Here is a 24,415-nt window from a genome sequence, read left to right as displayed (position 1 = left end):
AAGTGCAATTGGGATGTTTCTTTTTATAATTTGTGATAATTATTTTTTACTCCATTCAGCGATACTGTCTCTATTCATTTTTGCATAATCTTCATTCTTTGCTAATGTTGCAGCTTCCAGAGATTGTTTTGCAGTTTCAATAGCACCTTTTTTATCACCCAACTTTGCTTGTATTAATGATTTTAGTCTGGTGTACCAAAATGGCTTATCTTTATTCAACTCAAGGGCTTTGTTGATATACTCTAAAGCTTTTGTCAAATCACCATTGGATTGATAAAAATATTGTGCAGACGAGAAATAGTCACCAGCTGTAGGTCCAGCCAAAGCTTTTTCTATACTAGCGATTGCCGTTTTTTGAGTGGGAACTTCAAATTTGACAGCTACCAAGGTTTTCTCCCAAGACAATTCTAAATGGGCAAAATTGTTGTCTAAATTGTTTACCTCTATTGTAAAACTCTCTACATTTCTATTTAGCATTTCAGGTTTAACAGTCGCTTTTAGAGCTACTTTGGCTTCATCCCAAGTATCTGGGGTTCCCCAATTGTCTGTAGTACTGTAGAAAATTACATCCCAATTTTCAACTCTAGGAATGGTATAAATAGCATATTTCCCTTTTTGCAATGTTTTACCATCAATAACTACATCCTCACTGAAAGTAATCGTCGAATTGGCATTGGCTCCCGTTCTCCAAACTTTTCCAAAAGGCACTAAATCACCAAAAATTCGTCTTCCTTTAACACTTGGTCTAGAATATTCAATAGTCACTTCTGTTAACCCAACTATCTGATCTAATGTTGATTTTGGACTTGGTTGCGGTGTTTTAACTTGTGCTTCAATAGCATAATTAGCAATCATCATTGCTAACAAATAGATTATTTTTCTCATACTTTTAAATTTAGTTTGTTCAAAATTACAAATTCATTATCTGTTAACTGTTAATAATTACTTAATTTGAAAATCTATTTTGTTTAACTTTTTAGTTAATTTGTAAAACAAAATTTGTACTTTTACAAAAAAATTAAAATGAAAATATACACTAAAAGAAGTACACAAAATTTACCCATTAGCCTTGATAAGGCTTGGGAGTTTTTGTCTGATCCTAAAAACTTAAAAATAATAACGCCCGATTACATGGGATTCATAATAGAATCTGGTGCAGACAGACCCATGTTTCCTGGACAAATTATACAATATATTGTAACGCCTCTTTTTGGCATTAAAACAAAATGGGTCACCGAAATCACTCATGTTCAGGACAAAAAATATTTTGTTGATGAACAACGCTTCGGACCCTACTCACTTTGGCATCACAAACATTTTTTAAAAGAAATTCCTGGGGGTGTTGAAATGGAAGATATTATAGACTACAAAGTTCCATTAGGTATTCTAGGGCAACTCATTCATCCGTTTTTAGTGAAACCAAAATTAGATGAGATTTTTGAATACAGAAGAAAAAAACTAATTGAATTATTCGGAGAATTTAAATAAGAAGGCATGAAAAATATTTTATTGATTGGTGGTTCATACGGAATTGGATTAGCAGTAGCTAAAGAATTAGCTACTACACATACTGTTTATATTGCCTCACGAACTTCAGAAGGTTTGGAAAACTTGAATGTAACACATATTCCATTCGACGCCTCAACAGATGTATTAGATACATCCCTTTTACCCAACGTTATAGATGGTTTAGTATCTTGTCCTGGAAGCATTAATTTACGTCCTTTCAAAGGGTTAAAAATAGAAACTTTTGAAAGCGATATGCAAATTAACTTTTTTAGCATGGTAAAAGTCATTCAATCCATTATTCCACAGTTATCAGCTTCCAATCAATCGAGTATTGTTTTGTTTAGCAGTGTGGCTGCTTCAATGGGAATGCCATTTCACACCAGCGTAGCTGCAGCTAAGGGCGCAATCGAAGGTTTTGCAAAAGCATTAGCAGCAGAATATGCTCCTAAAATTAGAGTCAATGTTATTGCTCCATCTTTGACCAATACAACATTGGCAGACAAGTTTTTAAATAATGAAACAAAACAAGAAAAATCTGCTGAAAGACATCCACTGAAACGCTTTGGACAACCTGAAGATTTAGCCCAAATGGCCAATTTTCTTCTAAGCGATAACTCGTCGTGGATTTCAGGTCAAATTATGCATGTCGATGGTGGAATGTCAACACTGTTGGTTAATGCATAAAACGTATATTTAGCTCGAAAAAAAGTACTATGAATATATTTTGGTTTAGACGTGATTTAAGGATTGATGATAACAAAGGTTTGTATCAAGCTTTGACTAGTGGTGAGGAAATTCTTCCGATTTTTATTTTCGATACTAACATTTTGAATGAACTCCCAAAAGACGACTCTAGGGTTAGTTTTATTCACGAATTAGTCTCAAAAATAAATTCTTATTTACATTCCAAAGGAAAATCATTGGCTGTTTTTCATGGAGAACCAGAGGCCATTTTTGAAAAATTGGCAACAGAGAATACTATTCAGAATGTATTTACTAATCACGACTATGAACCCTATGCCCGCAAACGTGATCTAGCTGTTTTTCAAGTTTTTAAAAAACATGGGATTGGTTTTCACACCTTTAAAGACCAAGTCATTTTCGAAAAAAGCGAAGTAGTAAAAGACGATGGTTTACCCTATGTAGTTTATACACCTTACTCTAGAAAATGGAAGGAAAAATTCCGAACTACAATATTAGAACATTTCAAATCAGAGGAAGTTTTAGATGCTATTTGCGACCACTCCTATCCTTTTCTATCCCTTCAAGACATTGGTTTTGAACCTTCAAACATCAAAGTGATACCTTATGACATCTCCGAAAATTTGATTCGGAATTACGAAGAAACTAGGAACTTTCCTGCCGTTAATAAAACTTCCTATTTGGGAGCTTATCTCCGATTTGGGGCGGTTAGCATTCGCAAAATAGTTGCTAAAGCCATTCTTGAAAAAAACGAAACCTTTTGGAACGAATTAATTTGGAGAGAATTTTTTATGCAAATCTTATGGCATTTTCCGCATACCAAAAGCTCCAGTTTTAAGCCTAAATATGATGCTATCCAATGGAACAATAATGAAAATGATTTTAAAAATTGGTGTGAGGGAAAAACAGGTTATCCTTTTGTAGATGCAGGAATGCGAGAACTAAACGTTACTGGACACATGCACAATCGTGTTCGAATGATTGTCGCTAGTTTTCTGTGTAAACACTTATTAATCGACTGGCGCTGGGGGGAAGCTTATTTTGCTCAAAAACTATTGGATTACGAACAGGCAAGCAATGTAGGTAACTGGCAATGGGCAGCAGGAACGGGAGTTGATGCAGCACCTTATTTCAGGATTTTTAATCCAACAGAACAAATCAAAAAATTTGACAAAGATTTAAAATACATCAAAAAATGGATTCCTGAACTGGAAACATTTAAATACCCTGAACCCATTGTAGAACACAAATTTGCCAGAGAACGCTGTTTGCAAGTGTATAAAGAAGCGGTTGGATAAATTCCCCTACTTTGGAGGGGTGCATGAAAGGGGGGTGGAATTTATTTTTATGAATAATTTTCAATAATATAAAGCTCTAATTCTTTAAGTACATTCTCTAAATCGTGAAGTACTCGATAGTTAGTTGTCTTAAAAACTTTTAATCCTAAATTTAATAAATACAATTCTCTTTTTTCGTCATATTCTTCCTTGTCATTATGACTTTCACCATCTATTTCGACTACTAAACCCAAAGACTTTATATAAAAATCAACAATGTTGTTTCCAATTATTCGTTGTCTGTCAAAATCTATTTCATAAAATTTATTTTTATGAACATGCTGCCAAAAAACAACTTCTGTATAATTTCCTGCTTTTCTTAATGCTCTAGCTCTTTCTTTTAAATTGTGATTAGATGGAAGATTTTCTACAAAGTTTCTTTTGATTAAGATATTATTTATAAAGATTAATTTTTCTTCCATACTATCTATTATTTTCCACCCCGACCTTTGGTCACCCCTCAAGAGGGGAAATCTTAACGGATATTCCTAATCTTTTCAAAATTCAATTCATCAAAATGCTGAACAACAAAATCTGCCAAAGATAAATCCTGCATTTTTGAATTCTCACTATTATACCCAATGCAATATATTCCTGCGGCTTTGGAAGCTATAATCCCATTGGTACTATCCTCAATTACCACACAAACCTCTTTGGGTGTTTGTGATACTAAAGCAGCATGTTCAAAAATAGCGGGATGTGGTTTTGATTTTGGAAAATCTTCACCACTAACGATATGTGAAAAATAGGGATGTAATCCAAAACGAGTAAAAACCCTATCAATGGTAACCTTTGATGCAGAGGAAGCTACTACCAATTGCATTCCATTTTGATGTAAATCTTTGATCAATTTTTCTACTCCATCTAACAAAAACAAATCTTCTTTTTTGTCAAACGCATCGTTAAATAAGGTACGTTTTCTTAAAATTAAATCTTCCACGTCTTCTTCTAAATTGAAAATTGCTTTTAGTTTTTGAAATGTATTCCGAGTAGAATTCCCTGTAAATGATGCGTATAATTCTGAACTTACATCAATATTGAGCTGTTTATATAGTTGGCTGTAAGCATAATGATGAACAGGTTCTGTGTCAACAATAACACCGTCCATATCAAAAATTACTGTTTGTATCATTTAAGGTTAGAAATTAGAAGTAAGAATTTAGAAATTTAATGATGAGTTGATTACTGAATATCTTTTTTTAGCAAATACCGAATTACGGTTTCGGCGGCGTACAAACCAAAAAGTCCTGGCATATAACTATTGGTTCCGTAAAATGATTTTTTAAAATTGGAACCATCAGTCATTCGTAGACTGGTTTCATCTTGAATTTCAGAGGAATACACCACTTTTAATTTATCAATTTTTACTGCTCTCAATTTCTTTTTCATGGCTTTTGCCAAATAACAGTTCGATGTACTATTGATATCGGCTACTTTCACTTTAGCCGCTTCCATCTTTCCTCCTGCTCCCATACTACTGATAATTTTTACCCTTTTTCGCTTAGCGGCTATGATTAAATTCAATTTGGGAGTTAAACTATCTATACAATCCAAAACATAATCAAATTCGGGAGTAACGATTTCAAAAGCACGCTCCGGTGATAGAAATTCTCTTACCCTAATCAATTGTAATTGTGGATTAATATCCATCAAACGATCGCCTACCACATCAATTTTAGGCAAATCTACGGTAGAATGCAATGCAGGTAATTGTCTGTTAATGTTAGTTATATCTACCACATCTCCGTCAACAATTGTCATTTTCCCTACACCTGCTCTAGCTATAAATTCGGCTGCAAAGGAGCCAACACCTCCTAATCCAACAACTAATACATTTGAATTTCGTAATTTTTCTAATCCTTCTGTTTTAAATAAAAGTTCCGCTCTTTCTTGCCATTTTGCCATTTTGAAGTATGAATTTTAAAGTATAAAATAGGAAATAATGGGGCAAAAGTAAGGAAAATTTCAAGAAATTATAAAGGACTCTAAATTGAAAATAGGGCTGTATTCTATACTACTGAGTACATCCCAAAATTATATAATACCTTCACAAAGTTCTATAAAACTCTAGCGTGATGATGGATATATCTTTGCCTTAGTAATAACATATAAATAGAACATCATGAAAACAGTAGAAAATTCTTGCCAATGTGCAACAGAAACTAAAAACGGTCCTTGCAATAATCCTAACTGTACTTGTGTGGATTGTCAATGTGGCGACAATTGTACATGCGACAACAACGTCTAATTTGTTGTCGTCCAGATAGATTTAAGCCGTTCTGAAAAAGAATGACTTAACTATTTTTAAAAGCTTTGTAACTGAATTTAAGTATACCTTTTTTCAAAAATTATTGCGATTTTAAAATGACACTTTGCCTACTCTACCAACAATTCTGTAACTTTACATTATGAATACAACTGTCTTATTAGTTAAAAATATGGTTTGCCAACGCTGTATTATGGCTGTTGAAGCTATAGTGCAATCTGAAAAAATCCCTTTTCACAAGGTTGTCTTTGGCGAAATTCACTTGAAGGATGTTATAAATGAAAACCAAAAAACAAGATTACAAACCAAGCTTAGTGCTATAGGTTTCGAACTAATTGACAATCATACTAGCGGATTAATTGAAAAAATCAAACAGTTGGTTATTAAAAGAGCCCGTAACGAAATGGATAGTACTGAAAATAGGACGAAACTTTCTATTTATCTGTCTAATGAAATTCACCTTGAATATACGTACCTAAGCAGCTTGTTTTCAGCCATTGAAGGGCGCACCATCGAAAACTACTTTATAGAACAGCGCATTGAAAAAGCCAAAGAACTATTGGTGTACGACCAACTATCCCTATCTGAAATTGCCTTTCAATTAGAATACAGTAGCGTGGCTCACCTTTCTACTCAGTTTAAAAAAATAACGGGATTAACACCTACTTACTTCAAAGAATTAGGTACATTGAAACGCAAAGCCTTGGACGAAATTTAAATTTCTGATTTAAAAGAAGAGCTTTTTAAAATTTTCTTCTACTTGTTGTTGCATTTCTTCTAAAGTCCATCCTTTATATTTAGCAGCTAAGGCATAAACACTTTCAATGGTTTCTTCGCTAGTATCTGTTTCGAGGAGGAATTTTTCGTTTGGAACGGACTTAAAAACAGTTTCTAAATCAGGATTTCTCAATAGATATTTGCCAAAAGACAAATAAAATCCGTTGGCAATTAACTGTTTGGCTACTTGTTCATTTTTGGAAAATCCGTGAATGATAACAGGTACTGAAATCTTCAATCGCTTTTTAATTTCGATTAGCTCATCAAAAGCTGCTACTAGATGCAAAACTAATGGCTTTTGATAACGCTCAGCCAAAGCAATTTGTTGTTCGAAAACGGCAATTTGAACCGATAAAGGAATATCGATTCGTTTGTCCAAACCACATTCTCCAAGAGCCAAACATTCTTTCAATTGGATTTTTTCTTCTATTATCGCTAAATCTTCGGTCAGTCTATTTTCATCAATGTACCAAGGATGAATCCCAATAGAATAGTACGGAATATCAGCCACAAAATCCCATGGATATTGGTTGAATAATGCTACAACATTAGGAGTATGGGCTAATTGGTGTGTATGTAAATTGAAATAGTGCATTAGTCGTGAAACTTTTTTACACCAGCTTCTACGGCTATGGGCAAATCATTTTCCAATGGCACTTTAGGACAGGAATACTTGTGATTGTATGCGCAGTATGGATTATAGGCTTTATTAAAATCTATCGTCCAAAGAGTTCCCTCTTGAATTCGCAAATCAATATATCTGCCACCGATGTAGGTCTCTTTGCCATTGGTCAAATCAGAAAAAGGCAAAAACAAATAGTCCTCAAAACTGGCTTTCTTGATTAAATCCATATTTTGATACACATTCAATTTCAACTCTTTATTGATCAAACTAAAATGCAATTCGCCATATTTTTTATACACAGGTAAGCGATCGGTAGAGGTTTTCATCTGAAACTTTTTCTCTTTCTTAGTTCTAACAAATGTTGCTCTAACTCTATAATTAGTATCAATTGGAAAAAAATCCAACCCTTTGAATGCTGCTAAATCTTCGGAGGTTAAAGGACTTTCTTTAACATTGGCATATTCTTTATTCAAATTAGCCTGAAATTCTTCAGAAGTCTCTTGTTTTTGATCTTGTCCATAGATTACTCCAATAAAAAGAAGACTTAGTAGGTAGAGATTTTTTTTCATATCGCTATTTTCAACAAAAATAGTTTAAAAGTTACAAAGCTACAACGCTTCAAAGTTTTACCTTTGCAACTTGAATGAACTCCCATGCTCAAAACTGCTTTTCAACGCTATATTAATAACTACAAAGGATTTTCGAGAGAGATTTGGATACTTGCTATCATTACGTTTATCAACCGAGCAGGTACCATGGTATTGCCTTTTTTAACCAAATACTTAAAAGAAGATTTACAGTTTTCCTACGAAGAAGTGGGTTGGATTATGGTGTGTTTTGGTTTTGGTTCCATGTTAGGCTCTTGGTTGGGCGGTAAGTTATCGGACAAAATTGGATTCTATAAAATAATGGTTTTCAGCTTGTTCAGCAGTGGCATTCTATTTTTTATCCTTCAGTTCATCACTTCATTTTGGGGATTGTGCCTCAGCGTTTTTCTCATCATGTCAATTGCTGATATGTTTAGACCCGCTATGTTTGTCTCACTTGGAGTATATGCCAAGCCAGAAAACAGAACCAGAGCGTTAACCTTGGTACGTTTGGCAGTAAATCTCGGTTTTGCTGCAGGCCCTGCTTTGGGAGGTTTAATCATCATGGGCATTGGCTACAAAGGATTGTTTTGGACCGATAGTGCTACCTGTATTATATCGATATTGATTTTTGCGCTTTTGGTAAAAGAAAAGAAAAAAATAACTCCAAAAAATGAAACGCTAAGCGAAACAAACGAGGTAACCTCGGTTTTCAAGGACAAAATATTTTGGTTGTTTCAGTTTGTGTGTTTCTTAACTGCAGTGCTATTTTTCAAATATTTACCACCTTGCCTTTGTACCATCATGATAAATTTGGTTTAACCGAATTTCAAAGCGGTCTTTTGTTATCGTTGAATGGTTTAATTATTTTCTTTTTGGAAATGCCTGTCGTTAGCCTTTTTGAAAGAAAGCAAATCAGCAAAATCAAAATCATTCTTTGGGGATCCTTATTCATGGCGATTAGTTTTTATGTACTACTTATGACAGGTTGGGCGAGTATTTTAATAGTGAGCATCATTTTCGTCACTTTTGGCGAAATGTTTATCTTTCCTTTTTCTAATTCTTTTGCCTTAAGTCGGGCTCCAAAAGGTCATGAAGGGCGCTATATGGCATTATTTACGATGAGTTTTAGTTTGGCACATATCACTAGTTCCAAATCAGGAATGGAGATGATTAGTCTATTTGGATATCAAGCCAATTGGCTGTTGATGGGAACTCTAGGAATACTTGCCGTTTTGAGTTGCTTCCGATTATTGTACCTCTTGCAAATAGAAAATAATTAAAAAAGACTACTTTTAAAATCTAAAAAAACAATCATGGCAAAAGGCATATACACAGGAATTATCGAAAAAGATGCAAACGGAAACTATTTCTGTGGCGAATACCTCCTCGATTATCAAATGGTTTTAAGAGGTTTTAACCTAGGTGACTCCATTACTATCAAGTCCGTAATTGTCAATCCAAGTGATAAATCTTATTCGGTCTATCCCAAAAAATCAAGAAATTTTGCCTTGAGCAACGATAAATAGGAATAAAGTTTTTTTATATTCCTAATTTCTTCTTCTCCACATTTTTGAATTAAAACTTAAATTTTAGTTAAATAACTACTTTTATAGTTTAACAACTAAAAATATAGTTGTAATTTTGATTTCAAATTTAGGACTCATGCAAAAGTTAACCAACAAAGAAGAAGAAATCATGCATATTTTATGGAAGCTCGAAAAAGCATTCGTAAAAGAAGTGATGGCTGAAATTACAGAAGAACAACCGCACTACAATACGCTCTCGACAATTATTAGAAATTTAGAAGAGAAAGGATTTGTTTCCCATAATGCCTTTGGAAACACCCACCAATACTTCCCAATAGTAAGCAAAGATGATTACCGTAAACGGTTTATGAGTACTGCCATCGATACCTATTTCAATAATTCGTATAAAAACATGGTTTCGCATTTTGCCAAAGAGGAAAAAATATCTGCCTCAGAGTTGCGAGAGATTTTAGAAATGATAGAATCCAAAAAATCGAATTAGGTCATGGAAACGCTTTTCATATACCTTATAAAAACAAGCGGATTAATAGCTACTTTCTATCTGTCCTATTATTTATTCCTTCGAAAAGAAACCTTTTTTACAACCAACAGATGGTTCTTAATTTCGGGACTCATCACCTCTATCCTACTGCCTCTGGTTACAATAAAAAAAATCATTTGGATAGAACCAACTCCAAAAAATTATGATTTTGCCGAAATTCCTCTTCAAAACACAACAGCTACTGAATCTGTTGAACTAAACTGGTACCTCATACTTGTTGCAATTTATGGTATTGGCTTACTGTTTTTTTTATGCAAATTTCTATTTGATTTCAGACAACTAACCATTGTTTTAAGGGGAAGAACGATACAACAACAAGCCGATTTTAAGTGTATAGACGTTGACGAAAATGTCTCTCCATTCTCCTACTTCAACTATATCGTTTATAATTCTGCTCTGTATAGTCCTTCTGAATTGGAAAATATACTTGAGCATGAAAAGGTACATTGCAAACAAAATCATTCGATAGATGTTATTATCGCCAATTTCTTTTGCATTCTTTTTTGGTACAATCCTTTTATTTGGCTTTACAAAAAGTCCATTTTACAGAACCTTGAGTTTATTGCAGACCATGAAGCATCAAAAATTGTCAATGACAAAAAGGCTTATCAAATTACCTTATTAAAAGTTACTACACATGAGAATTGTGTGGCAATCAGCAATCATTTTTATCAATCATTAATCAAAAAACGAATCGTTATGTTAAACAAAAATCAATCAAAAAAAAGGAACTCCTGGAAATATGCGCTCATCATTCCAGCATTAATTGGCTTTATTATTTTATTTCAAATCAAGACCATTGCCCAAGAAAAAGAACCAAAAACATCTTGGAACAAAAAAGTAAAACAAGAGAATGAAATTCAGCTTGTAATCAATAAAAATTCATCAGAAGAGGAACTGAAACAAGAATCTAAAAAACTGAAAGAAGAACATGGAGTAACTCTTAAATGTTCCAAAATCAAACGCAACTCTCAAGGAGAAATTACGGGAATAAAAGTAGAATTTAAGGATAAAAAAGGAAACAAAGGAGTTTCATATGTTGAAGGAGATAAGCCTATCGAACCCATCTATTTTTACAAAAATGATGAAAGTATCGGTTTTGGGAAACCAAAGACCGTTCGTATCTATGCTAACGTCTCTAGAGATGAAAATGCTGATGAGGAGCTTACTGACTCCAATGACAGTATTGCTTCCGAAGATAATTTCAATTTTGATTTTAACATTGAAGTACCAGAACCTGCTGAGTTGCCTGAACTAGCCGAGATTCCAGAAATTCCTGAAGTGCCTTACATTAGTGACAAAAAGTCAAAAATCATCATTAAAAAAGACGATAAAAAACCATTGATAATAAGCAACGGAAAAGTAGTTGAAGGCGACGATAGCATGCTGAATGAAATAGAAATGGCAGAACTTAAAAATGCCATTACAATGAATGAAGATGGTGACAATACAAAAATCATCATCAACGGAAAAGACATGGCAAAAATCAGAAATGAAGCCATGAAAAAAGCTAGGATTGAAATACAAAAGGTTCGTCCGCAAGTAAAAATCCAAATGGAAAAGAATAAAGAAATTGTTCGGGAACAAATGAAAAATTTAGAAGAACAAATGCAACTTTCTAAACCCGAAATGGAAAAAGCAAAAGCGGAAATGCTCAAGGCTAAGGCTGAAATGTTGAAAGCCAAAGCCGAAATGGAAACCGCAAGAGCAGAGCTCGAACAGGCAAAGGCAGAATTGCAAAAGAAAGGCAAAAAATAGTTAAATATAATTTAAATCATTTTTCGAAAATTTCATCTTTTTTAAATTTGTTTCTCCATTTAATCAAAATATAGATTCTTATGAACACAAAATTAAATTTAGTTCTAGCCTTCTTTATTATTGCTACTGTCACTCTTTTTGCACAAAACAAAAAACCATTTGTTCTCAAACAAAACAACGACAAAGGCGATATCGTAATGACTTGGAATAAGAACACGCCCGAGCAAGAAATGAAAGACGATATCAAAGCACTTGCAGAGCAGGATGTAACCATTAGCTATGCCGATGTTAAACGCAACAGCAAAGGTGAAATAACCGCTATCAAAGTGTCCTACTTGGACAAAAAAGGAAACAAAGGCAGCTTAGAAATGGACAACCAAAAACCAATAAACACCATCAAATTCTATAAACAAGGTGATGAAGTAGGCTTTGGCGAACCTGCAAACGGCAACTTCTTTTCTGGTGCCAATGGCTTTAGTGGGTTTCAAAATGGGCAAAATCCATTAGATTTATTTAATTTTAATCAAGAAGGTGCTAATGAAAACTCTAAATCCTACAGTTATAGTTTTAGTGATACCAATCCCTCAGCCAAGGCGAGAGTTTTTATTCAAAAAGAGGGTAAAAAACCTTTGGTACTAGAAGATGGCGAATTGGTGCAAGGTGGCGAGGATTATACCAAAGAAGAACTGGAAGACATCAAAAAGAACAACAAAGTAGCGCCATCAAACGAAGATGCTTTTCCTAATTTCAATTTTAATAGCGATGGCAACCTGGCCGATCAAATGAAAAAAATGCAAGAGCAATTGAATGATTTGATACAAAAGCAAAACGGAAAAAGCGAACCAGGCGATTCCAAAAAATCATTAGACGATTCTAAAGAAGAATTAGAAAAAGCCAAAGAGGAGCTCAAAAAAGCAAAAGACGAATTGGAAAAAGCCAAGTTGACCTTAAAAACTCAAAAAGCCTAAAGCAAAAAGAACCGTCTGAGACGGTTTTTTTTTATATTTTTACACCAAACAAATCGAATGATGTATCGTCTTTTAGCCAAAATAAACAAACTCATTCTTCCAAGCTTTACTAAGCAACGCCTAGATTTAGCCAAAGCCAAAAAATGGCAGATGGCACTCATTGGCTACCGCTACTATGTAACCATACGAGCACTAGATAAGTAAATCTTAAAATAAATTTTATTTGAACTTTCATTTGCAAATATGGTATTTATACCTATATTTGCACCCACAAAAAAGGCCTCGTGGCGCAACTGAATAGCGCATCTGATTACGGCTCAGAAGGTTACAAGTTTGAATCTTGTCGAGGTCACAAATAAATAAAATAACGCTCAAGTGAACTTGAGCGTTATTTGTTTTACATGCTATTTTCTAAGCGGAGATTTGATGTATGTTGTGTAGCAAAATCAAAATTGCTCGAAAAGACTATAGCGATATCGATGTATACTACATTTTTCGAATAATCTTGAGATATATCCTTCTTAATGAGTTTTCAAACTTTGAACTTTCTGTAACAATATCATCAAAATAAGAATCGTTAGCAGATTCGTCATAATAACCTTCTCCAGTTATTTTTCTATTCAATTCATTATGGTGATTAACAAGTATTTCATTAACACTGGAATATTCATTTTCGTAACAATCTTTTAAAAAAGTGCAAAATATTGTTATTCGTTTGTCGAGTTGATTTATTCTAGAATCTATTTCCTTGCGTTGAGATTCATCAAAACAATGATTTGATTTAAAGGAAAAACAATAGCTCTTTAAATCCTCAACCATCTCAGAAATCTTTTTTAAATCATCTATCAAATAGCTTTTTATGGTTTTATCATTCTCAGATTGGTTTTTTAAAATATAACCAACAAAAAAACCTATCACCAAAGTAGAAAACCAGTTGAGTAATTCTGAATATCTAATTTTATAATCTATTTCAGGTACATTTTTCCCTTGAACAATAATATCCAAGTTCATCCCAAATAAAATTAAAATACTAGCTCCAAGAACTATAAAAATTAAATTCCAAGGAATGTTAGGACTTGATAGTAACTGGCTTATTGATTTCATCTTCAATTGCTTTAATACGCGCCACACTATCATCGCATTTTAATTTTAAGTGTTTTAATAATAAAGCAGAAGCTTTAGCCTGACCAATAACTTTGCCAATTTCATAACTAATTTTTCCAAAAGAGCCTGATATAAAAGAAGATGGATAACCATTCATTCCTGTAAGATCAATTTCCAACAATGCATTTTCACTTATTGCCAATAGAAGTTTTCCCAATATATGGTCCAACAGAAATGCCTCGCCTGATTCATTACCTTCTGTTCGAAATCTTCCAGCAGGATATGCTGAAAAATCTTTTGCTACGTTAATTTTATATTTAACTTCCATTATTAGTACAGTATATTTCAAAATATATAAATGTGCCTGCAAAGTTATCACTTAATTGTTCACTTTGTTGCGTTTTAACATCAATTTTTACATCATTTGTAATAATTAAAAAGCGTTTAAATTCGTTTAGCTTCGCACAATCCATAATTTGTTTTACTCCTTTACCACTAATTGCTTTATCAGTTTTTCTAGACGACATAATTTTACCTTCCAGAAATGGTCTAACCAAAAATTGATTTCCTGGAATAATAGCATTGATGACTTGTCTATAAGAATCGAAGCTTGCGCTTTTAAAAATCCCAACACCTAAATCAACAAAACTGAATTTGAGTGTTTTAGTTTCTTTATCATAATAGTAATAAAGCCACCAATTAACATTTTTGTTAGCATGATTTAAAGTGTTTGACATAGCTTCAACCAATAAGTTGTATAAGCTATCAGTATCATAATTAAATCCGTTATCCTCAAATATCTTCTTACAACTTTTGGCAGCTTGACCAGCCATTTCCCCTTTTACAATAGAATTTGTTGAGTGTCGCCAAAGTTTATTGTCTTGCGAAACCATTTTCTTGCCAAAGCTACTTACGAAATCATAAAGCCCTGATTCTACAAACATCTTCTTTAGTTTAGGATTTTTTGGTGCATTTCCCTGTAAGCCAACTTTCTTGCTATTCTTATCATTAAGTATTGCCATTAATATTGGAATGACATCTGGAGTTAGTTCACCAATGTCTTCAATATTTAGATTTACTGATTGTTTTTTTAAAATTAAATCACTGATATCATTGAAGTATTTTAAAACTTCGTCGGTATTGTTTACAAATGAAAATTTTGGCGGAGCTTCGTAATCGATATATTGTTTTTCAGAATAATATCGCTGTTGGATAATTCCTTTACGTCTTAAAATTTTATTATTTATTTTTCTTTTTTTCCAATTCTTCGACATTCGTTTCTCTTGGTAACGCTGTCTAATTTTTTGGATTTTATTAGTGTAACTTTCCATAGTACTTCAAAAGTAATTAAATTTAGGAAAATTCAATATTTTTTAAGGTCTTTTAAAGATGTTTCAGCCAAGTCAAAATATACAAAAAATTCTATTTGGATGATCTCTTCAATTTTGATTAAATTTTCACTACAAAGCGTCACCTCGTTTCCAAATGTACACTTTTTAATCCTTCACAGAAATTGTTTTTTAACAAAATTTATTTAGACTTTTCGTTTACAAAAAAACCCTAAACACTTTAAAATGTTTAGGGTTTTGAATTTTTTAAGTATTCTACAAAAACTTTTACAAAGTTGCCATATCAATCACAAATCGATACCGCACGTCTCCTTTTATCATTCGTTCATAAGCATTGTTTATATTTTTGATGTCAATTAATTCAATATCAGAAACAATATTATGCTCTGCACAAAAATCAAGCATTTCTTGGGTTTCAGGCAATCCACCAATAAGTGAACCAATTATACTTTTTCTACCAGCAATCAAACTAAAAGCATGCACATCATAAGGCGTTGGTGGTACCCCAATACACACATGTACTCCCTTAGTTTTTAATAAAGATATGTATAAATTTAAATCATGAGGAGCAGAAACAGTATCTAGAATAAAATCAAAATATCCTGTTACACTCTGAAGTTGTTTTTCATCCGTAGTGACTACAAATTTATGAGCACCTAATTTTTTTGCATCAGCTTCTTTATTGGCAGAAGTGCTCAAAACAGTAACCTCTGCACCAAAAGCAACTCCAAACTTAACCGCCATATGTCCTAAACCACCTAAACCTAAAACAGCTAATTTATGTCCTTTTTTTACCCCTAGAAATTTGATTGGTGAATACGTTGTGATTCCTGCACATAATAAAGGGGCTACAGCAGGTAACGAAAGTTTATCAGATATATGTAAAACAAAATCCTCGTGTACTACAATCGTATTGGAATATCCTCCATAAGTTGGTGTTTTTTTATCTTGTTCCAAACCATTATAAGTAGCCGAAAAACCATTTAGACAAAACTGTTCTAAACCTTCTTCGCAATTTTCACACTTGCGACAAGAATCTACCAGACAACCTGTCCCAGCTAAATCTCCAACTTTGAATTTTTTTACATGGCTTCCTACTTTTACCACTTTCCCTACTATTTCATGACCGGGAACCATTGGAAAAATGGAACCTCCCCAATCATCCTTAATTTGATGAAGGTCGCTATGACAAACTCCGCAAAATTGTATGTCAAATTGAACATCATGTGGACCGACTTCTCTTCTTTCAAAACTCCATGGTGCTAAATCGGACTTAGCATCTTGTACAGCGTAACCTTTTGTTGAAATCATAATACTATTTTATTAAATTTTTATAAATTAATTGATAATCAATAGCTTGTAATTTAAAAAATTACAATTTACTAATGTAACTTCCGTACAAATCCTTAAATTGGTAGCCCACTTCTACTCTATCCTTGCTCAGTTTGTTGTATTCCACCAAGCCCCAAAGCACAAATTCCTTGAGGAAGTTTCTGTCTGCTATTGGGAAATCGGGTTGGTATTTTTGTATCAAATCGTCTAGGGGTTTTACCGCTGCCAATTGCTTTTGGTACACCTCATCTGTAGCATCATCAAGCAATTCAAAACCGGTTTCGGCAAAAAACCATTCCAATACTTTGGCATAAGGACTTGCATCGGCATCACGCTCTAGTTTTTCTATCTTGGGAAAGTAAGCTGGGAAAAACGTATGTATCGCGTCGCCTATTAAATGTTGAGCAACCTCGGCTGCGCCCTCTTGTTCGCCTTCATAAACCAATTCTACCTTTCCTGTCAAGGCGGGAATAATCCCCATAAAATCAGACAATCGCACCGTTGTTTTGTCTTCTCCTGCTTTCAATGCTCTTCGCTCGGCAGTAGAAATTAAATTCTCATAGGCTGTAATACTCATACGTGCCGACACCCCACTCTTGTGGTCGATGTATTCACTTTCTCGGGCTTCAAAAGCAATTTGTTCTAACAAATCTTTCGCCAATGAGGGAACGTAAACGCTTTCTTGTTGATCAGCATTCAGTCGTACTTCTTGTTCGGTTATAGTACGAGCAATAGCCACCGTTTCTGGGTAATGGGTTAAAATTTGAGAACCAATTCTATCTTTCAAAGGCGTTACGATGCTGCCACGATTGGTATAATCCTCTGGATTGGCAGTAAAAACAAACTGAATATCGAGAGGCAATCGCAGCTTGAATCCTCTAATTTGAACATCCCCTTCTTGTAAAATATTGAACAACGCCACTTGAATTCTCGCCTGTAAATCGGGCAACTCATTGATAACAAAAATGCAACGGTTGGCACGAGGAATCATCCCAAAGTGAATCACACGGTCGTCAGCATAAGATAACTTCAAATTGGCCGCTTTAATAGGGTCAACATCTCCTATCAAATCAGCAACAGTCACATCAGGAGTCGCTAATTTCTCTGAAAAACGTTCGCTTCTGTGAATCCATCGAATTGGGGTTTCATCGTCTTTCTCTGCAATCAACTCTTTGGCAAAACGAGAAATGGGGTTAAAAGGGTCGTCATTGATTTCTGAACCATCAACAATGGGCATGTATTCGTCTAACAATTCAATCATTTTACGAGCCAGTCTTGTTTTGGCTTGACCGCGAAGCCCCAATAAATTAATGTTGTGACGGGAAAAAATCGCACGTTCCAATTCTGGAATAACGGTGTTTTCAAAACCATGCACACCCTCAAAAACAGGCTTACCCGATTTCATTTTCTCACGCAAGTTGTCCCGCAATTCATCCTTAATCCCTTTGGACACATATCCTGATTGCTTTAATGCGCCTAAGGTTTGTATGTTTTCTATTTTCATATTTTAATTTAAAAAATTGAAAGATTTAATGATTTAAAAATTAAATCAACTTCTTCCTATATTGGTTACTTGTCTCTTTTTTAAAATCCAACTTCTACCCTCTACCTTCTAACTTCTACCCTCACTTCATTTTCTTCTTCCTATTGGTTTCATAATCCTCAAAAATCATTTCACCCAAACCTTTTAAGCCTGTGTAGAAAGCCTTCCCTTGATTGGCTTCTGTAAACCGATTGACAAATCGTTGCAAATAAGGGTCTTGAGCAATCATAAAAGTGGTTATGGGTATATGCAATTTTCTAGCCTGTGCCGCTTGATTGTAGCATTGCTCAACAATGTATTCGTCCAGACCGTTGCTGTTCATGTAATAGGTACCGTCTTTTTCTCGAACACAACTTGGTTTGCCATCGGTAATCATAAAAATTTGCTTGTTGGTGTTGCGTTTTCTTCGCAAAATATCCATTGCCAGTTGCAAGCCTGCCACCGTATTGGTATGGTAAGGTCCTACTTTCAAATAAGGCAAATCTTTAATGGCTATGGGCCAAGCATCGTTACCAAAAACCAAAATATCAATAGTATCTTTGGGATATCTCGTCGTGATGAGTTCGGCTAGCGCCATGGCTACTTTTTTGGCGGGAGTGATTCGGTCTTCGCCATACAAAATCATGCTGTGACTGATGTCTATCATCAAAACGGTGCTCATTTGTGCTTTGAAGATGGCTTCCTCGACCACCAAATCGTTTTCAGTCAATTGAAATTCATCAATGCCGTTATTGACCTGAGCGTTACGCAAACTTTCAGTAAGAGAAATACGCTCAAGGCTATCGCCAAAATTATAATTCCTAAACTCGCCTGTTTGTTCATCACCACTACCTGCGTGTTTGGTTTTGTGATTGCCGTTACCCGAACGTTTTAGGTTTCCAAAAATCTGATCTAGGGCCGCTTGACGAATCGCGCGTTCTGTTTTGGCAGTAATTCCCGTTCCAGAAGTTCCATCGTCTTTGAGTTCCTCACGGATGTATCCTTTTTTCTTTAAATCTTCAATAAAATCATCGATGGTGTAGTTCTCATCGGTGAGTTTGTATTCTGCATCCAACTGACGCAACCAGTCTATAGCTTCATCAAAATCGCCTGAGGTATGCGTAATCAGCTCTTTGAATATGTCAAACAATTTATCAAAAGGCGAAACATAGGGTGCCTCGTACTTCTTGAAAATAAATCCTTTTCTGCTCTGTTGTTCCATAATCTATAAAAGTACAATTTAAGAAAAAGCAATCGTAAAAACGATTATTAATTTTTAGTTAAAGTCTTGGCAAAAAAACTATTTTTACCAATAGAAACGCAATCAATGAGTACCCAATACCTTCTTGAACACAAATTTGAGCATCGCCATTTTGAGCAGGCAGATATAAAATATACGGAATTTGAAAAATGCAGTTTTACCCGTTGTGATTTCTCTGAATGCGACTTTCTCGCAGTAAGCTTTATCGATTGTATTTTTACCCATTGTAATTTTAATGGTGCCAAAATCAATTATGTAGCCTTGAGAACGGTGAGTTTCCACTATTGTAGTATGAAGGAAATCAATTTTGCCATGTGCGACAAACTTCTTTTTGATATTTCTTTTCACCATTGCGTATTGGATTTTTCAAAATTTTATACCCTAAAACTCAAAGGAACTCTTTTTGAAGAATGCAGCCTCATTGCCGTAGATTTCATGAGTGCTGATTTGACCGAAGTGGTTTTTGACCGTTGTGATTTGTACCGCTCTGAATTTGCCAAAGCTATTGCCAACAAAGCCAATTTTAAAACCAGTTACCACTATTCCATCGACCCCGAACAAACCAAATTGAAAAAGGCTGTTTTTTCATTGAACGGTGTGAAAGGACTTTTAACTAAATATGAGATTGTTGTGGAATAAGAGACTACACTCATTTGTAAAACCAAAAAGTGACTTCGTCCGATGTATCTGAGTGAAGATTCAAAAGAAGCAACACTTTATTTCAAATCCTCTTGACGAGACTTTAAAATGAACCTTAACTCTTATAATTATGCTTGTAACTATTAGTCAATAGGTAAAACAAGACATAAAATAGAAACTAATTCACTTAATTTGTTATTTACTTCAACAAACAATTTCAACTTAAAAAAAGACTAATTTTGTAATGCATTTAACTCATAAATTACACTAAGCATGCTAACTGCGATTCATTCTAAACTGCCCATGCGCAACAAAAAAATTACCAGAGATTTCTACGTCAATCAACTTGGTTTTCAAGAGTTTGGAAGTACTGATTTCGATGGTTATTTGATGGTTGAAAAAGAAGGGATTCAAATTCACTTTTTTGAATTTGCTACCTTAATTCCTTCAGAAAATTATGGACAAGTTTATATCAGAACCAATGCTATTGATACGTTATTCCAAACATTCATAAAAAATGGAACGGCAATTCATCCCAATGGTCACCTAAAAACAAAACCTTGGGGACAAAAGGAATTTTCGATACTCGACCCAGATAATAACTTGCTCACTTTTGGAGAAACCATTTAAAATACTTCAAGTTTGGTGAATTAGTGCATCGCTCAGAAAAAATTTAAAATCAACTTTAGCTTTTTATAAAGTGCTGATTATTTTTGTTAAATTTGGTTTTCAAAGCAAACACCAAACACACAACAAATGAAAATTGCACTTTTTACCAATGAATTTCCACCTAATATTTATGGCGGAGCCGGAGTACATATTGACTTTTTAAGTCAAGAATTAGCTAAATTAGGGCAAATAGAAGTGCGGTGTTTTGGTGACCAACTGGTAAACGAAGCCAACATGCATGTAGTGGGCATCGACTCTTGTTTGAGCGCACTAGCTGACAATACTAACCCTCACATCAAAATGTTTCACAATCTGAGTCGCAATGTCGAGATGGCTCAGGCGACACAAGATGCAGATGTTATTCACTGTCACACCTGGTACAGCCATTTAGCAGGTGTTTTTACTCGCGAATTGTTGCAAGTGCCTTTAATTTTAACCACTCATAGCTTAGAAACGCATCGCCCCTGGAAAGTAGAACAACTCGGCAATGGTTACTTTATGTCACGTTGGATAGAACAAACTGCCTACAAAATTGCCGATGGAGTCATTGCTGTTAGTGAGCAAATGAAACAAGACGTTATCGAAGCCTATGGCGTACAACCCGAGAAAGTGACCGTCATTCACAATGGTATTGATCCTGAATTTTACAAATCTACTTTTGATACTGATTTACTTTTAGAATATGGTATTAATCCTGATATTCCATTCGTACTTTTTGTTGGTCGTATCACCCGACAAAAAGGAATCTCACAGCTTATTTCAGCAGCAAAATATTTTAATAAAAACTCACAAATCGTATTGTGTGCTGGAGCTCCTGATACCAAAGAAATTGCAGAAGAAACCGAAGCATTAATTACCGATTTACGCAAAGAACGAGAAGGCGTTATTTTAATTTCTGAAATGCTTCCTCGTGAAAAAGTAAAAGTACTGTACAGTCATGCACGAGTATTTGCCTGCCCTTCACTCTATGAACCTTTCGGAATTATCAATCTTGAAGCCATGTCGTGTGAAACGCCTGTAGTTGGTAGTCATGTAGGTGGCATACCCGAAATTATTGTAGAGGGAAAAACGGGCTATTTAATTCCGTTGCAAAGTGTCTCCAGAACCGATTTCAATCCAGCACATCCTGAGGCTTTCCAAAAAGAATTTGCCTCTAAAATCAATCTACTTCTTGACGATGAAGCATTGGCTACAAAAATGGGAAAAGAGGGTCGAGAGAGAGTTTTAAAAATATTCAGTTGGGAATCTATTGCTCAAACTACTTACAAGTATTATGAAGAGGTGATTGCACGATTTGAAAAAGAGAAAGCTTAATTGATTTATCACTTGTTGAAATGCTCCTAATTCATTAATTTGAAATAACCTATCTTTGCACAAAATTTAAGTACATGAGCACTTTTGAGCAATTCAATCTACCAAAATCCCTACAGAAAGCTATTGACGAATTAGGATTTACTACACCAACTCCTATTCAGGAGAAATCCTTCTCTGTGATTATGTCGGGACGAGACATGATGGGAATTGCACAAACAGGAACGGGTAAAACCTTTGCTTATCTTTTACCTTTGTTAAAACTCTATAAATTTACCCCTACGCATACACCAAAAATTGTAATCCTTGTCCCCACAAGAGAACTCGTTGTTCAGGTGGTTGAAGAGGTTGAAAAACTCACTAAATACATGTCGGTTAGAACCTTAGGTATTTATGGAGGAGTAAATATCAACACTCAAAAAACTGCAGTATATCAAGGAATTGACATTTTAGTAGGTACACCAGGAAGAACGATGGATTTGGCTTTAGACAATGTCATCCGCTTTGATGAAACGTCAAAATTGGTGATTGACGAATTTGACGAAATGCTAAATTTAGGTTTTCGCCCTCAATTAACCTCAGTACTTGCTATGATGCGTCCTAAGCGTCAAAACATTCTTTTTTCTGCTACCATGACTGATGAAGTGGATGCCGTTTTGAATGACTTTTTTGATTTTCCTGAAGAAGTGAGTTTGGCAGCATCTGGAACACCATTAGAGAATATCACTCAAATTACGTATGCTGTTCCTAATTTCCATACCAAAATAAACCTACTCAAACATTTGTTGACCACTAACGAAGACATGAGCCGAGTGCTCATTTTTGTGAACAACAAAAAGATATCCGATATGCTTCATGAAAGCATTGAAGAAGATTTTGAAGGTCAGTTTGGTGTTATCCATTCTAATAAATCTCAGAATTATCGATTGAATACTATGGCTTCATTCCAAGAAGGGAATTTACGAGGTATTATCACGACCGATATTATGGCGAGAGGGTTAGATATTTCTGATATTACCCACGTCATCAATTTTGAAATTCCTGAATATCCTGAATTGTATATGCATCGAATTGGGCGAACTGGACGAGCCGATGCGACGGGAACTGCTATAAGTTTTTTTACTCCTAGAGAAGAAGAATTTAAGATTGAAGCCGAAGTCTTGATGAATAAGGAGTTAGACATCGAGCCTTTCCCTGAGGAAGTGGCTATTTCTTCAAAATTAATTGGTCCTGAAAAAGACAGGCAACCCATTAAATTCTTGATGAAAAAACCAAAGCTAGAAGGTGAAGGAGCTTTTCATGAAAAAGCGAAAAAGAATACAAAAGTAAATCTAGGAGGTCCTTCGAAAACCAAAAAGAAAACGCATGGCTCTGTGAATAGAAATATGCTGAAAACAAGAGCTAAGAAACGTAAGGATAATAAATAGTAGTCAGTGTTAAGTGTTCAGTAATTTCAGATTGTAAAAACCAAACAAACTGGTGCGCACAATTGGATTCGTTTTCCAGAATCGGTTAGTTTTCCTGTATCCGCATCGATATTAAAAATCACAACTTCATTCGAATATTGATGGGCTACCAAAAGAAATTTTCCCGTTGGGTCAATCGTAAAATTCCTTGGTCCTTGCCCTAAAGTAGATTGAGTTTCAACCAATTTTAAAAACCCGTTTTTTTGTATCTCAAAACAAGAAATTGTATTGGCTGTTCCTCTGTTTGTTGCATATACAAATTTTCCATTGGGTGTAACATGAATATCGGCAGCGCTAATCTGACCTTTAAAATCAGAAGCTGCCACTTGAGTTTCTTGAATCTTTTTTAAAGTTCTTTTTTTATACTGAAAGACGGTCAGACTTCCGTCTAATTCTTGCAACAAATAGGCCAATTTCCCATCCTTACTGAAAGTCAAATGACGTGGTCCACTACCCGATTTGACAGCAATACTGTCTTTAATTTCCAAAACTTTATCAACTGCATTTGGGTAGTATTTGTACATGTAAATGTAATCCGTACCTAAATCATTGGCTAAAACATAGTGGTTATCGGGTGTAAACTGCACCATGTGCACATGAGAACTTTCTTGTCGTTGTGCATTGATACTCTTTCCTTTGTGTTGAATTACTTGCTTTGCTGGTGTAATACTACCGTCCAATCCTTTTCCAAAAACTGAAATGCTTCCACCTGAATAATTGGCTACAATTACGTTCTTAGCATCGTTGATAATATAACAAGGGTCGGCTCCCCGAGCGTCTTGCTGATGTAGCAATTGCATCGCTCCTGATTTAGCAGTAAAAGCAAAAGAGCTAATCGCACTTTTAGAACCATTTTCATTAACCGAATAAATGTATTTTGAATCTTCTGAAACCGTTAGGTAACTGGGATTAATAACTCTTTCAGAAGTAGATTTCTGTTTGAATTCTGCCGTTTGAGTATTAAAATCATAGACGTAAATCCCTTTACTTTCGCAAGAATTGGTATAGGTTCCAATGATTAAATTAGTACTATTTTCTTGTGAATAAATACTAACAGCACTTATCAAAGCGATACAACTTAAAAGATATTTTCTCATTTTTTAGGAATGGATGAACCACAAAAATACGGTTTTAAAATGGGA

The 24,415-nt window shown here is 34.6% G+C and carries 26 protein-coding genes, 1 tRNA gene and 1 pseudogene; 15 read left to right on the top strand and 13 right to left on the bottom strand.

Annotated features, from left to right (window positions below):
- Positions 1-39: 39 nt before the first annotated feature.
- Entirely contained in the window at positions 40-885 is an 846-nt protein-coding gene (locus AC23L6_RS12530; protein WP_487562718.1) for a DUF2911 domain-containing protein, read from the bottom strand.
- Positions 886-1,023: 138 nt separating this feature from the next.
- On the opposite strand from AC23L6_RS12530, the gene AC23L6_RS12525 reads away from it, so the two are divergent.
- From AC23L6_RS12525 to AC23L6_RS12515, 3 genes are read left to right on the top strand one after another with little or no spacing between them, the layout of a single operon-like run.
- A complete protein-coding gene (locus tag AC23L6_RS12525; protein WP_487562719.1) occupies positions 1,024-1,488 on the top strand; it encodes an SRPBCC family protein in 465 nt (154 codons plus the stop codon).
- 6 nt (positions 1,489-1,494) lie between these two features.
- The gene (locus tag AC23L6_RS12520; RefSeq protein ID WP_487562720.1) at positions 1,495-2,193 is read left to right on the top strand and encodes an SDR family NAD(P)-dependent oxidoreductase; all 699 of its coding nucleotides are present in this window, start codon (positions 1,495-1,497) and stop codon (positions 2,191-2,193) included.
- Between the two features lie 29 nt (positions 2,194-2,222).
- Positions 2,223-3,509: a cryptochrome/photolyase family protein gene (locus AC23L6_RS12515; RefSeq protein WP_487562721.1), complete on the top strand. Its 1,287-nt coding sequence runs from the start codon at positions 2,223-2,225 to the stop codon at positions 3,507-3,509.
- 47 nt (positions 3,510-3,556) lie between these two features.
- Here AC23L6_RS12515 and AC23L6_RS12510 read toward each other — a convergent pair whose 3' ends face one another.
- Genes AC23L6_RS12510 through AC23L6_RS12500 form a run of 3 tightly spaced genes read right to left on the bottom strand, consistent with a single transcriptional unit; the run spans position 3,557 to position 5,453 of the window.
- On the bottom strand, positions 3,557-3,970 hold the full coding sequence (locus AC23L6_RS12510; protein ID WP_487562722.1) for an endonuclease domain-containing protein: 414 nt from the start codon (positions 3,968-3,970) through the stop codon (positions 3,557-3,559).
- Between the two features lie 53 nt (positions 3,971-4,023).
- A complete protein-coding gene (locus AC23L6_RS12505; protein WP_487562723.1) occupies positions 4,024-4,680 on the bottom strand; it encodes an HAD family hydrolase in 657 nt (218 codons plus the stop codon).
- Between the two features lie 50 nt (positions 4,681-4,730).
- The gene (locus AC23L6_RS12500; protein ID WP_487562724.1) at positions 4,731-5,453 is read right to left on the bottom strand and encodes a tRNA threonylcarbamoyladenosine dehydratase; all 723 of its coding nucleotides are present in this window, start codon (positions 5,451-5,453) and stop codon (positions 4,731-4,733) included.
- A 503-nt stretch (positions 5,454-5,956) separates the two neighbouring features.
- On the opposite strand from AC23L6_RS12500, the gene AC23L6_RS12495 reads away from it, so the two are divergent.
- A complete protein-coding gene (locus AC23L6_RS12495) occupies positions 5,957-6,532 on the top strand; it encodes a helix-turn-helix domain-containing protein (RefSeq protein WP_487562725.1) in 576 nt (191 codons plus the stop codon).
- 9 nt (positions 6,533-6,541) lie between these two features.
- Here AC23L6_RS12495 and AC23L6_RS12490 read toward each other — a convergent pair whose 3' ends face one another.
- Both AC23L6_RS12490 and AC23L6_RS12485 read right to left on the bottom strand, forming a co-directional pair.
- Positions 6,542-7,186, bottom strand: coding sequence for a TatD family hydrolase (locus AC23L6_RS12490; protein ID WP_487562726.1), 645 nt, complete (start codon positions 7,184-7,186; stop codon positions 6,542-6,544).
- Positions 7,186-7,785: a DUF1684 domain-containing protein gene (locus AC23L6_RS12485; RefSeq protein WP_487562727.1), complete on the bottom strand. Its 600-nt coding sequence runs from the start codon at positions 7,783-7,785 to the stop codon at positions 7,186-7,188. The genes AC23L6_RS12490 and AC23L6_RS12485 overlap by 1 nt, the downstream gene beginning before the upstream one ends.
- 84 nt (positions 7,786-7,869) lie before the next feature.
- Here AC23L6_RS12485 and AC23L6_RS12480 point away from each other — a divergent pair.
- From AC23L6_RS12480 to AC23L6_RS12450, 7 genes and pseudogenes are all read left to right on the top strand, one after another.
- Positions 7,870-9,086, top strand: a pseudogene (locus tag AC23L6_RS12480) (MDR family MFS transporter).
- 33 nt (positions 9,087-9,119) lie between these two features.
- Entirely contained in the window at positions 9,120-9,332 is a 213-nt protein-coding gene (locus AC23L6_RS12475; RefSeq protein ID WP_487562728.1) for a hypothetical protein, read from the top strand.
- A 136-nt stretch (positions 9,333-9,468) separates the two neighbouring features.
- Positions 9,469-9,834, top strand: coding sequence for a BlaI/MecI/CopY family transcriptional regulator (locus AC23L6_RS12470; protein ID WP_487562729.1), 366 nt, complete (start codon positions 9,469-9,471; stop codon positions 9,832-9,834).
- 3 nt (positions 9,835-9,837) lie between these two features.
- Complete coding sequence (locus tag AC23L6_RS12465) at positions 9,838-11,652, top strand: M56 family metallopeptidase (protein ID WP_487562730.1); 1,815 nt, start codon at positions 9,838-9,840, stop codon at positions 11,650-11,652.
- An 80-nt stretch (positions 11,653-11,732) separates the two neighbouring features.
- On the top strand, positions 11,733-12,620 hold the full coding sequence (locus tag AC23L6_RS12460) for a hypothetical protein (RefSeq protein WP_487562731.1): 888 nt from the start codon (positions 11,733-11,735) through the stop codon (positions 12,618-12,620).
- Positions 12,621-12,680: 60 nt separating this feature from the next.
- Complete coding sequence (locus AC23L6_RS12455; RefSeq protein WP_487562792.1) at positions 12,681-12,824, top strand: SsrA-binding protein; 144 nt, start codon at positions 12,681-12,683, stop codon at positions 12,822-12,824.
- 74 nt (positions 12,825-12,898) lie between these two features.
- Positions 12,899-12,972: transfer RNA gene (locus AC23L6_RS12450), tRNA-Arg, on the top strand.
- A 134-nt stretch (positions 12,973-13,106) separates the two neighbouring features.
- Here the strand turns inward: AC23L6_RS12450 and AC23L6_RS12445 are convergent.
- From AC23L6_RS12445 to AC23L6_RS12420, 6 genes are all read right to left on the bottom strand, one after another.
- The gene (locus tag AC23L6_RS12445; protein WP_487562732.1) at positions 13,107-13,724 is read right to left on the bottom strand and encodes a hypothetical protein; all 618 of its coding nucleotides are present in this window, start codon (positions 13,722-13,724) and stop codon (positions 13,107-13,109) included.
- Positions 13,690-14,052, bottom strand: coding sequence for an STAS-like domain-containing protein (locus tag AC23L6_RS12440; RefSeq protein WP_487562733.1), 363 nt, complete (start codon positions 14,050-14,052; stop codon positions 13,690-13,692). Before AC23L6_RS12440 ends, AC23L6_RS12445 begins: the two co-directional genes overlap by 35 nt.
- Positions 14,042-15,055, bottom strand: coding sequence for a hypothetical protein (locus tag AC23L6_RS12435; RefSeq protein ID WP_487562734.1), 1,014 nt, complete (start codon positions 15,053-15,055; stop codon positions 14,042-14,044). The genes AC23L6_RS12440 and AC23L6_RS12435 overlap by 11 nt, the downstream gene beginning before the upstream one ends.
- 285 nt (positions 15,056-15,340) lie before the next feature.
- Positions 15,341-16,384 (bottom strand): NAD(P)-dependent alcohol dehydrogenase, encoded by a 1,044-nt coding sequence (locus tag AC23L6_RS12430; RefSeq protein WP_487562735.1) that lies wholly within the window; start codon positions 16,382-16,384, stop codon positions 15,341-15,343.
- Between the two features lie 61 nt (positions 16,385-16,445).
- Positions 16,446-17,909, bottom strand: a complete 1,464-nt coding sequence (locus AC23L6_RS12425; RefSeq protein WP_487562736.1) for a MoxR family ATPase — start codon at positions 17,907-17,909, stop codon at positions 16,446-16,448.
- A 121-nt stretch (positions 17,910-18,030) separates the two neighbouring features.
- On the bottom strand, positions 18,031-19,149 hold the full coding sequence (locus AC23L6_RS12420; protein WP_487562737.1) for a vWA domain-containing protein: 1,119 nt from the start codon (positions 19,147-19,149) through the stop codon (positions 18,031-18,033).
- Between the two features lie 105 nt (positions 19,150-19,254).
- On the opposite strand from AC23L6_RS12420, the gene AC23L6_RS12415 reads away from it, so the two are divergent.
- From AC23L6_RS12415 to AC23L6_RS12400, 4 genes are all read left to right on the top strand, one after another.
- Positions 19,255-19,827 (top strand): pentapeptide repeat-containing protein, encoded by a 573-nt coding sequence (locus AC23L6_RS12415; protein ID WP_487562738.1) that lies wholly within the window; start codon positions 19,255-19,257, stop codon positions 19,825-19,827.
- 273 nt (positions 19,828-20,100) lie between these two features.
- Positions 20,101-20,457: a bleomycin resistance protein gene (locus AC23L6_RS12410; RefSeq protein ID WP_487562739.1), complete on the top strand. Its 357-nt coding sequence runs from the start codon at positions 20,101-20,103 to the stop codon at positions 20,455-20,457.
- A gap of 126 nt (positions 20,458-20,583) precedes the next feature.
- Positions 20,584-21,810 (top strand): glycogen synthase, encoded by a 1,227-nt coding sequence (glgA, locus tag AC23L6_RS12405; RefSeq protein WP_487562740.1) that lies wholly within the window; start codon positions 20,584-20,586, stop codon positions 21,808-21,810.
- 74 nt (positions 21,811-21,884) lie between these two features.
- Positions 21,885-23,234 carry a DEAD/DEAH box helicase gene (locus AC23L6_RS12400; RefSeq protein WP_487562741.1) on the top strand — a complete coding sequence of 450 codons (1,350 nt, stop codon included), beginning with the start codon at positions 21,885-21,887 and terminating at the stop codon, positions 23,232-23,234.
- 26 nt (positions 23,235-23,260) lie between these two features.
- On the opposite strand, the gene AC23L6_RS12395 is transcribed toward AC23L6_RS12400, so the two are convergent.
- Positions 23,261-24,370: a lactonase family protein gene (locus tag AC23L6_RS12395; RefSeq protein WP_487562742.1), complete on the bottom strand. Its 1,110-nt coding sequence runs from the start codon at positions 24,368-24,370 to the stop codon at positions 23,261-23,263.
- Between the last annotated feature and the right edge of the window lie 45 nt (positions 24,371-24,415).

The organism is Flavobacterium sp. R1_16 (assembly GCF_057652095.1).
This window is presented reverse-complemented; position numbering and strand designations above follow the sequence as displayed.

Excerpts from the sequence above, each read along its gene's own strand:
- AC23L6_RS12455 (WP_487562792.1), top strand. The coding sequence starts at position 12,681 with ATGTATCGTCTTTTAGCCAAAATAAACAAACTCATTCTTCCAAGCTTT.
- AC23L6_RS12515 (WP_487562721.1), top strand. The coding sequence starts at position 2,223 with ATGAATATATTTTGGTTTAGACGTGATTTAAGGATTGATGATAACAAA.
- AC23L6_RS12530 (WP_487562718.1), bottom strand. The coding sequence starts at position 885 with ATGAGAAAAATAATCTATTTGTTAGCAATGATGATTGCTAATTATGCT.
- AC23L6_RS12520 (WP_487562720.1), top strand. The coding sequence starts at position 1,495 with ATGAAAAATATTTTATTGATTGGTGGTTCATACGGAATTGGATTAGCA.
- AC23L6_RS12395 (WP_487562742.1), bottom strand. The coding sequence starts at position 24,370 with ATGAGAAAATATCTTTTAAGTTGTATCGCTTTGATAAGTGCTGTTAGT.
- AC23L6_RS12435 (WP_487562734.1), bottom strand. The coding sequence starts at position 15,055 with ATGGAAAGTTACACTAATAAAATCCAAAAAATTAGACAGCGTTACCAA.
- AC23L6_RS12415 (WP_487562738.1), top strand. The coding sequence starts at position 19,255 with ATGAGTACCCAATACCTTCTTGAACACAAATTTGAGCATCGCCATTTT.
- AC23L6_RS12445 (WP_487562732.1), bottom strand. The coding sequence starts at position 13,724 with ATGAAATCAATAAGCCAGTTACTATCAAGTCCTAACATTCCTTGGAAT.
- AC23L6_RS12425 (WP_487562736.1), bottom strand. The coding sequence starts at position 17,909 with ATGAAAATAGAAAACATACAAACCTTAGGCGCATTAAAGCAATCAGGA.
- AC23L6_RS12475 (WP_487562728.1), top strand. The coding sequence starts at position 9,120 with ATGGCAAAAGGCATATACACAGGAATTATCGAAAAAGATGCAAACGGA.
- AC23L6_RS12465 (WP_487562730.1), top strand. The coding sequence starts at position 9,838 with ATGGAAACGCTTTTCATATACCTTATAAAAACAAGCGGATTAATAGCT.
- AC23L6_RS12400 (WP_487562741.1), top strand. The coding sequence starts at position 21,885 with ATGAGCACTTTTGAGCAATTCAATCTACCAAAATCCCTACAGAAAGCT.
- AC23L6_RS12525 (WP_487562719.1), top strand. The coding sequence starts at position 1,024 with ATGAAAATATACACTAAAAGAAGTACACAAAATTTACCCATTAGCCTT.
- AC23L6_RS12500 (WP_487562724.1), bottom strand. The coding sequence starts at position 5,453 with ATGGCAAAATGGCAAGAAAGAGCGGAACTTTTATTTAAAACAGAAGGA.
- AC23L6_RS12485 (WP_487562727.1), bottom strand. The coding sequence starts at position 7,785 with ATGAAAAAAAATCTCTACCTACTAAGTCTTCTTTTTATTGGAGTAATC.
- AC23L6_RS12460 (WP_487562731.1), top strand. The coding sequence starts at position 11,733 with ATGAACACAAAATTAAATTTAGTTCTAGCCTTCTTTATTATTGCTACT.
- AC23L6_RS12510 (WP_487562722.1), bottom strand. The coding sequence starts at position 3,970 with ATGGAAGAAAAATTAATCTTTATAAATAATATCTTAATCAAAAGAAAC.
- AC23L6_RS12490 (WP_487562726.1), bottom strand. The coding sequence starts at position 7,186 with ATGCACTATTTCAATTTACATACACACCAATTAGCCCATACTCCTAAT.
- AC23L6_RS12505 (WP_487562723.1), bottom strand. The coding sequence starts at position 4,680 with ATGATACAAACAGTAATTTTTGATATGGACGGTGTTATTGTTGACACA.
- AC23L6_RS12440 (WP_487562733.1), bottom strand. The coding sequence starts at position 14,052 with ATGGAAGTTAAATATAAAATTAACGTAGCAAAAGATTTTTCAGCATAT.
- AC23L6_RS12420 (WP_487562737.1), bottom strand. The coding sequence starts at position 19,149 with ATGGAACAACAGAGCAGAAAAGGATTTATTTTCAAGAAGTACGAGGCA.
- AC23L6_RS12430 (WP_487562735.1), bottom strand. The coding sequence starts at position 16,384 with ATGATTTCAACAAAAGGTTACGCTGTACAAGATGCTAAGTCCGATTTA.
- AC23L6_RS12470 (WP_487562729.1), top strand. The coding sequence starts at position 9,469 with ATGCAAAAGTTAACCAACAAAGAAGAAGAAATCATGCATATTTTATGG.
- AC23L6_RS12410 (WP_487562739.1), top strand. The coding sequence starts at position 20,101 with ATGCTAACTGCGATTCATTCTAAACTGCCCATGCGCAACAAAAAAATT.
- AC23L6_RS12495 (WP_487562725.1), top strand. The coding sequence starts at position 5,957 with ATGAATACAACTGTCTTATTAGTTAAAAATATGGTTTGCCAACGCTGT.
- glgA (WP_487562740.1), top strand. The coding sequence starts at position 20,584 with ATGAAAATTGCACTTTTTACCAATGAATTTCCACCTAATATTTATGGC.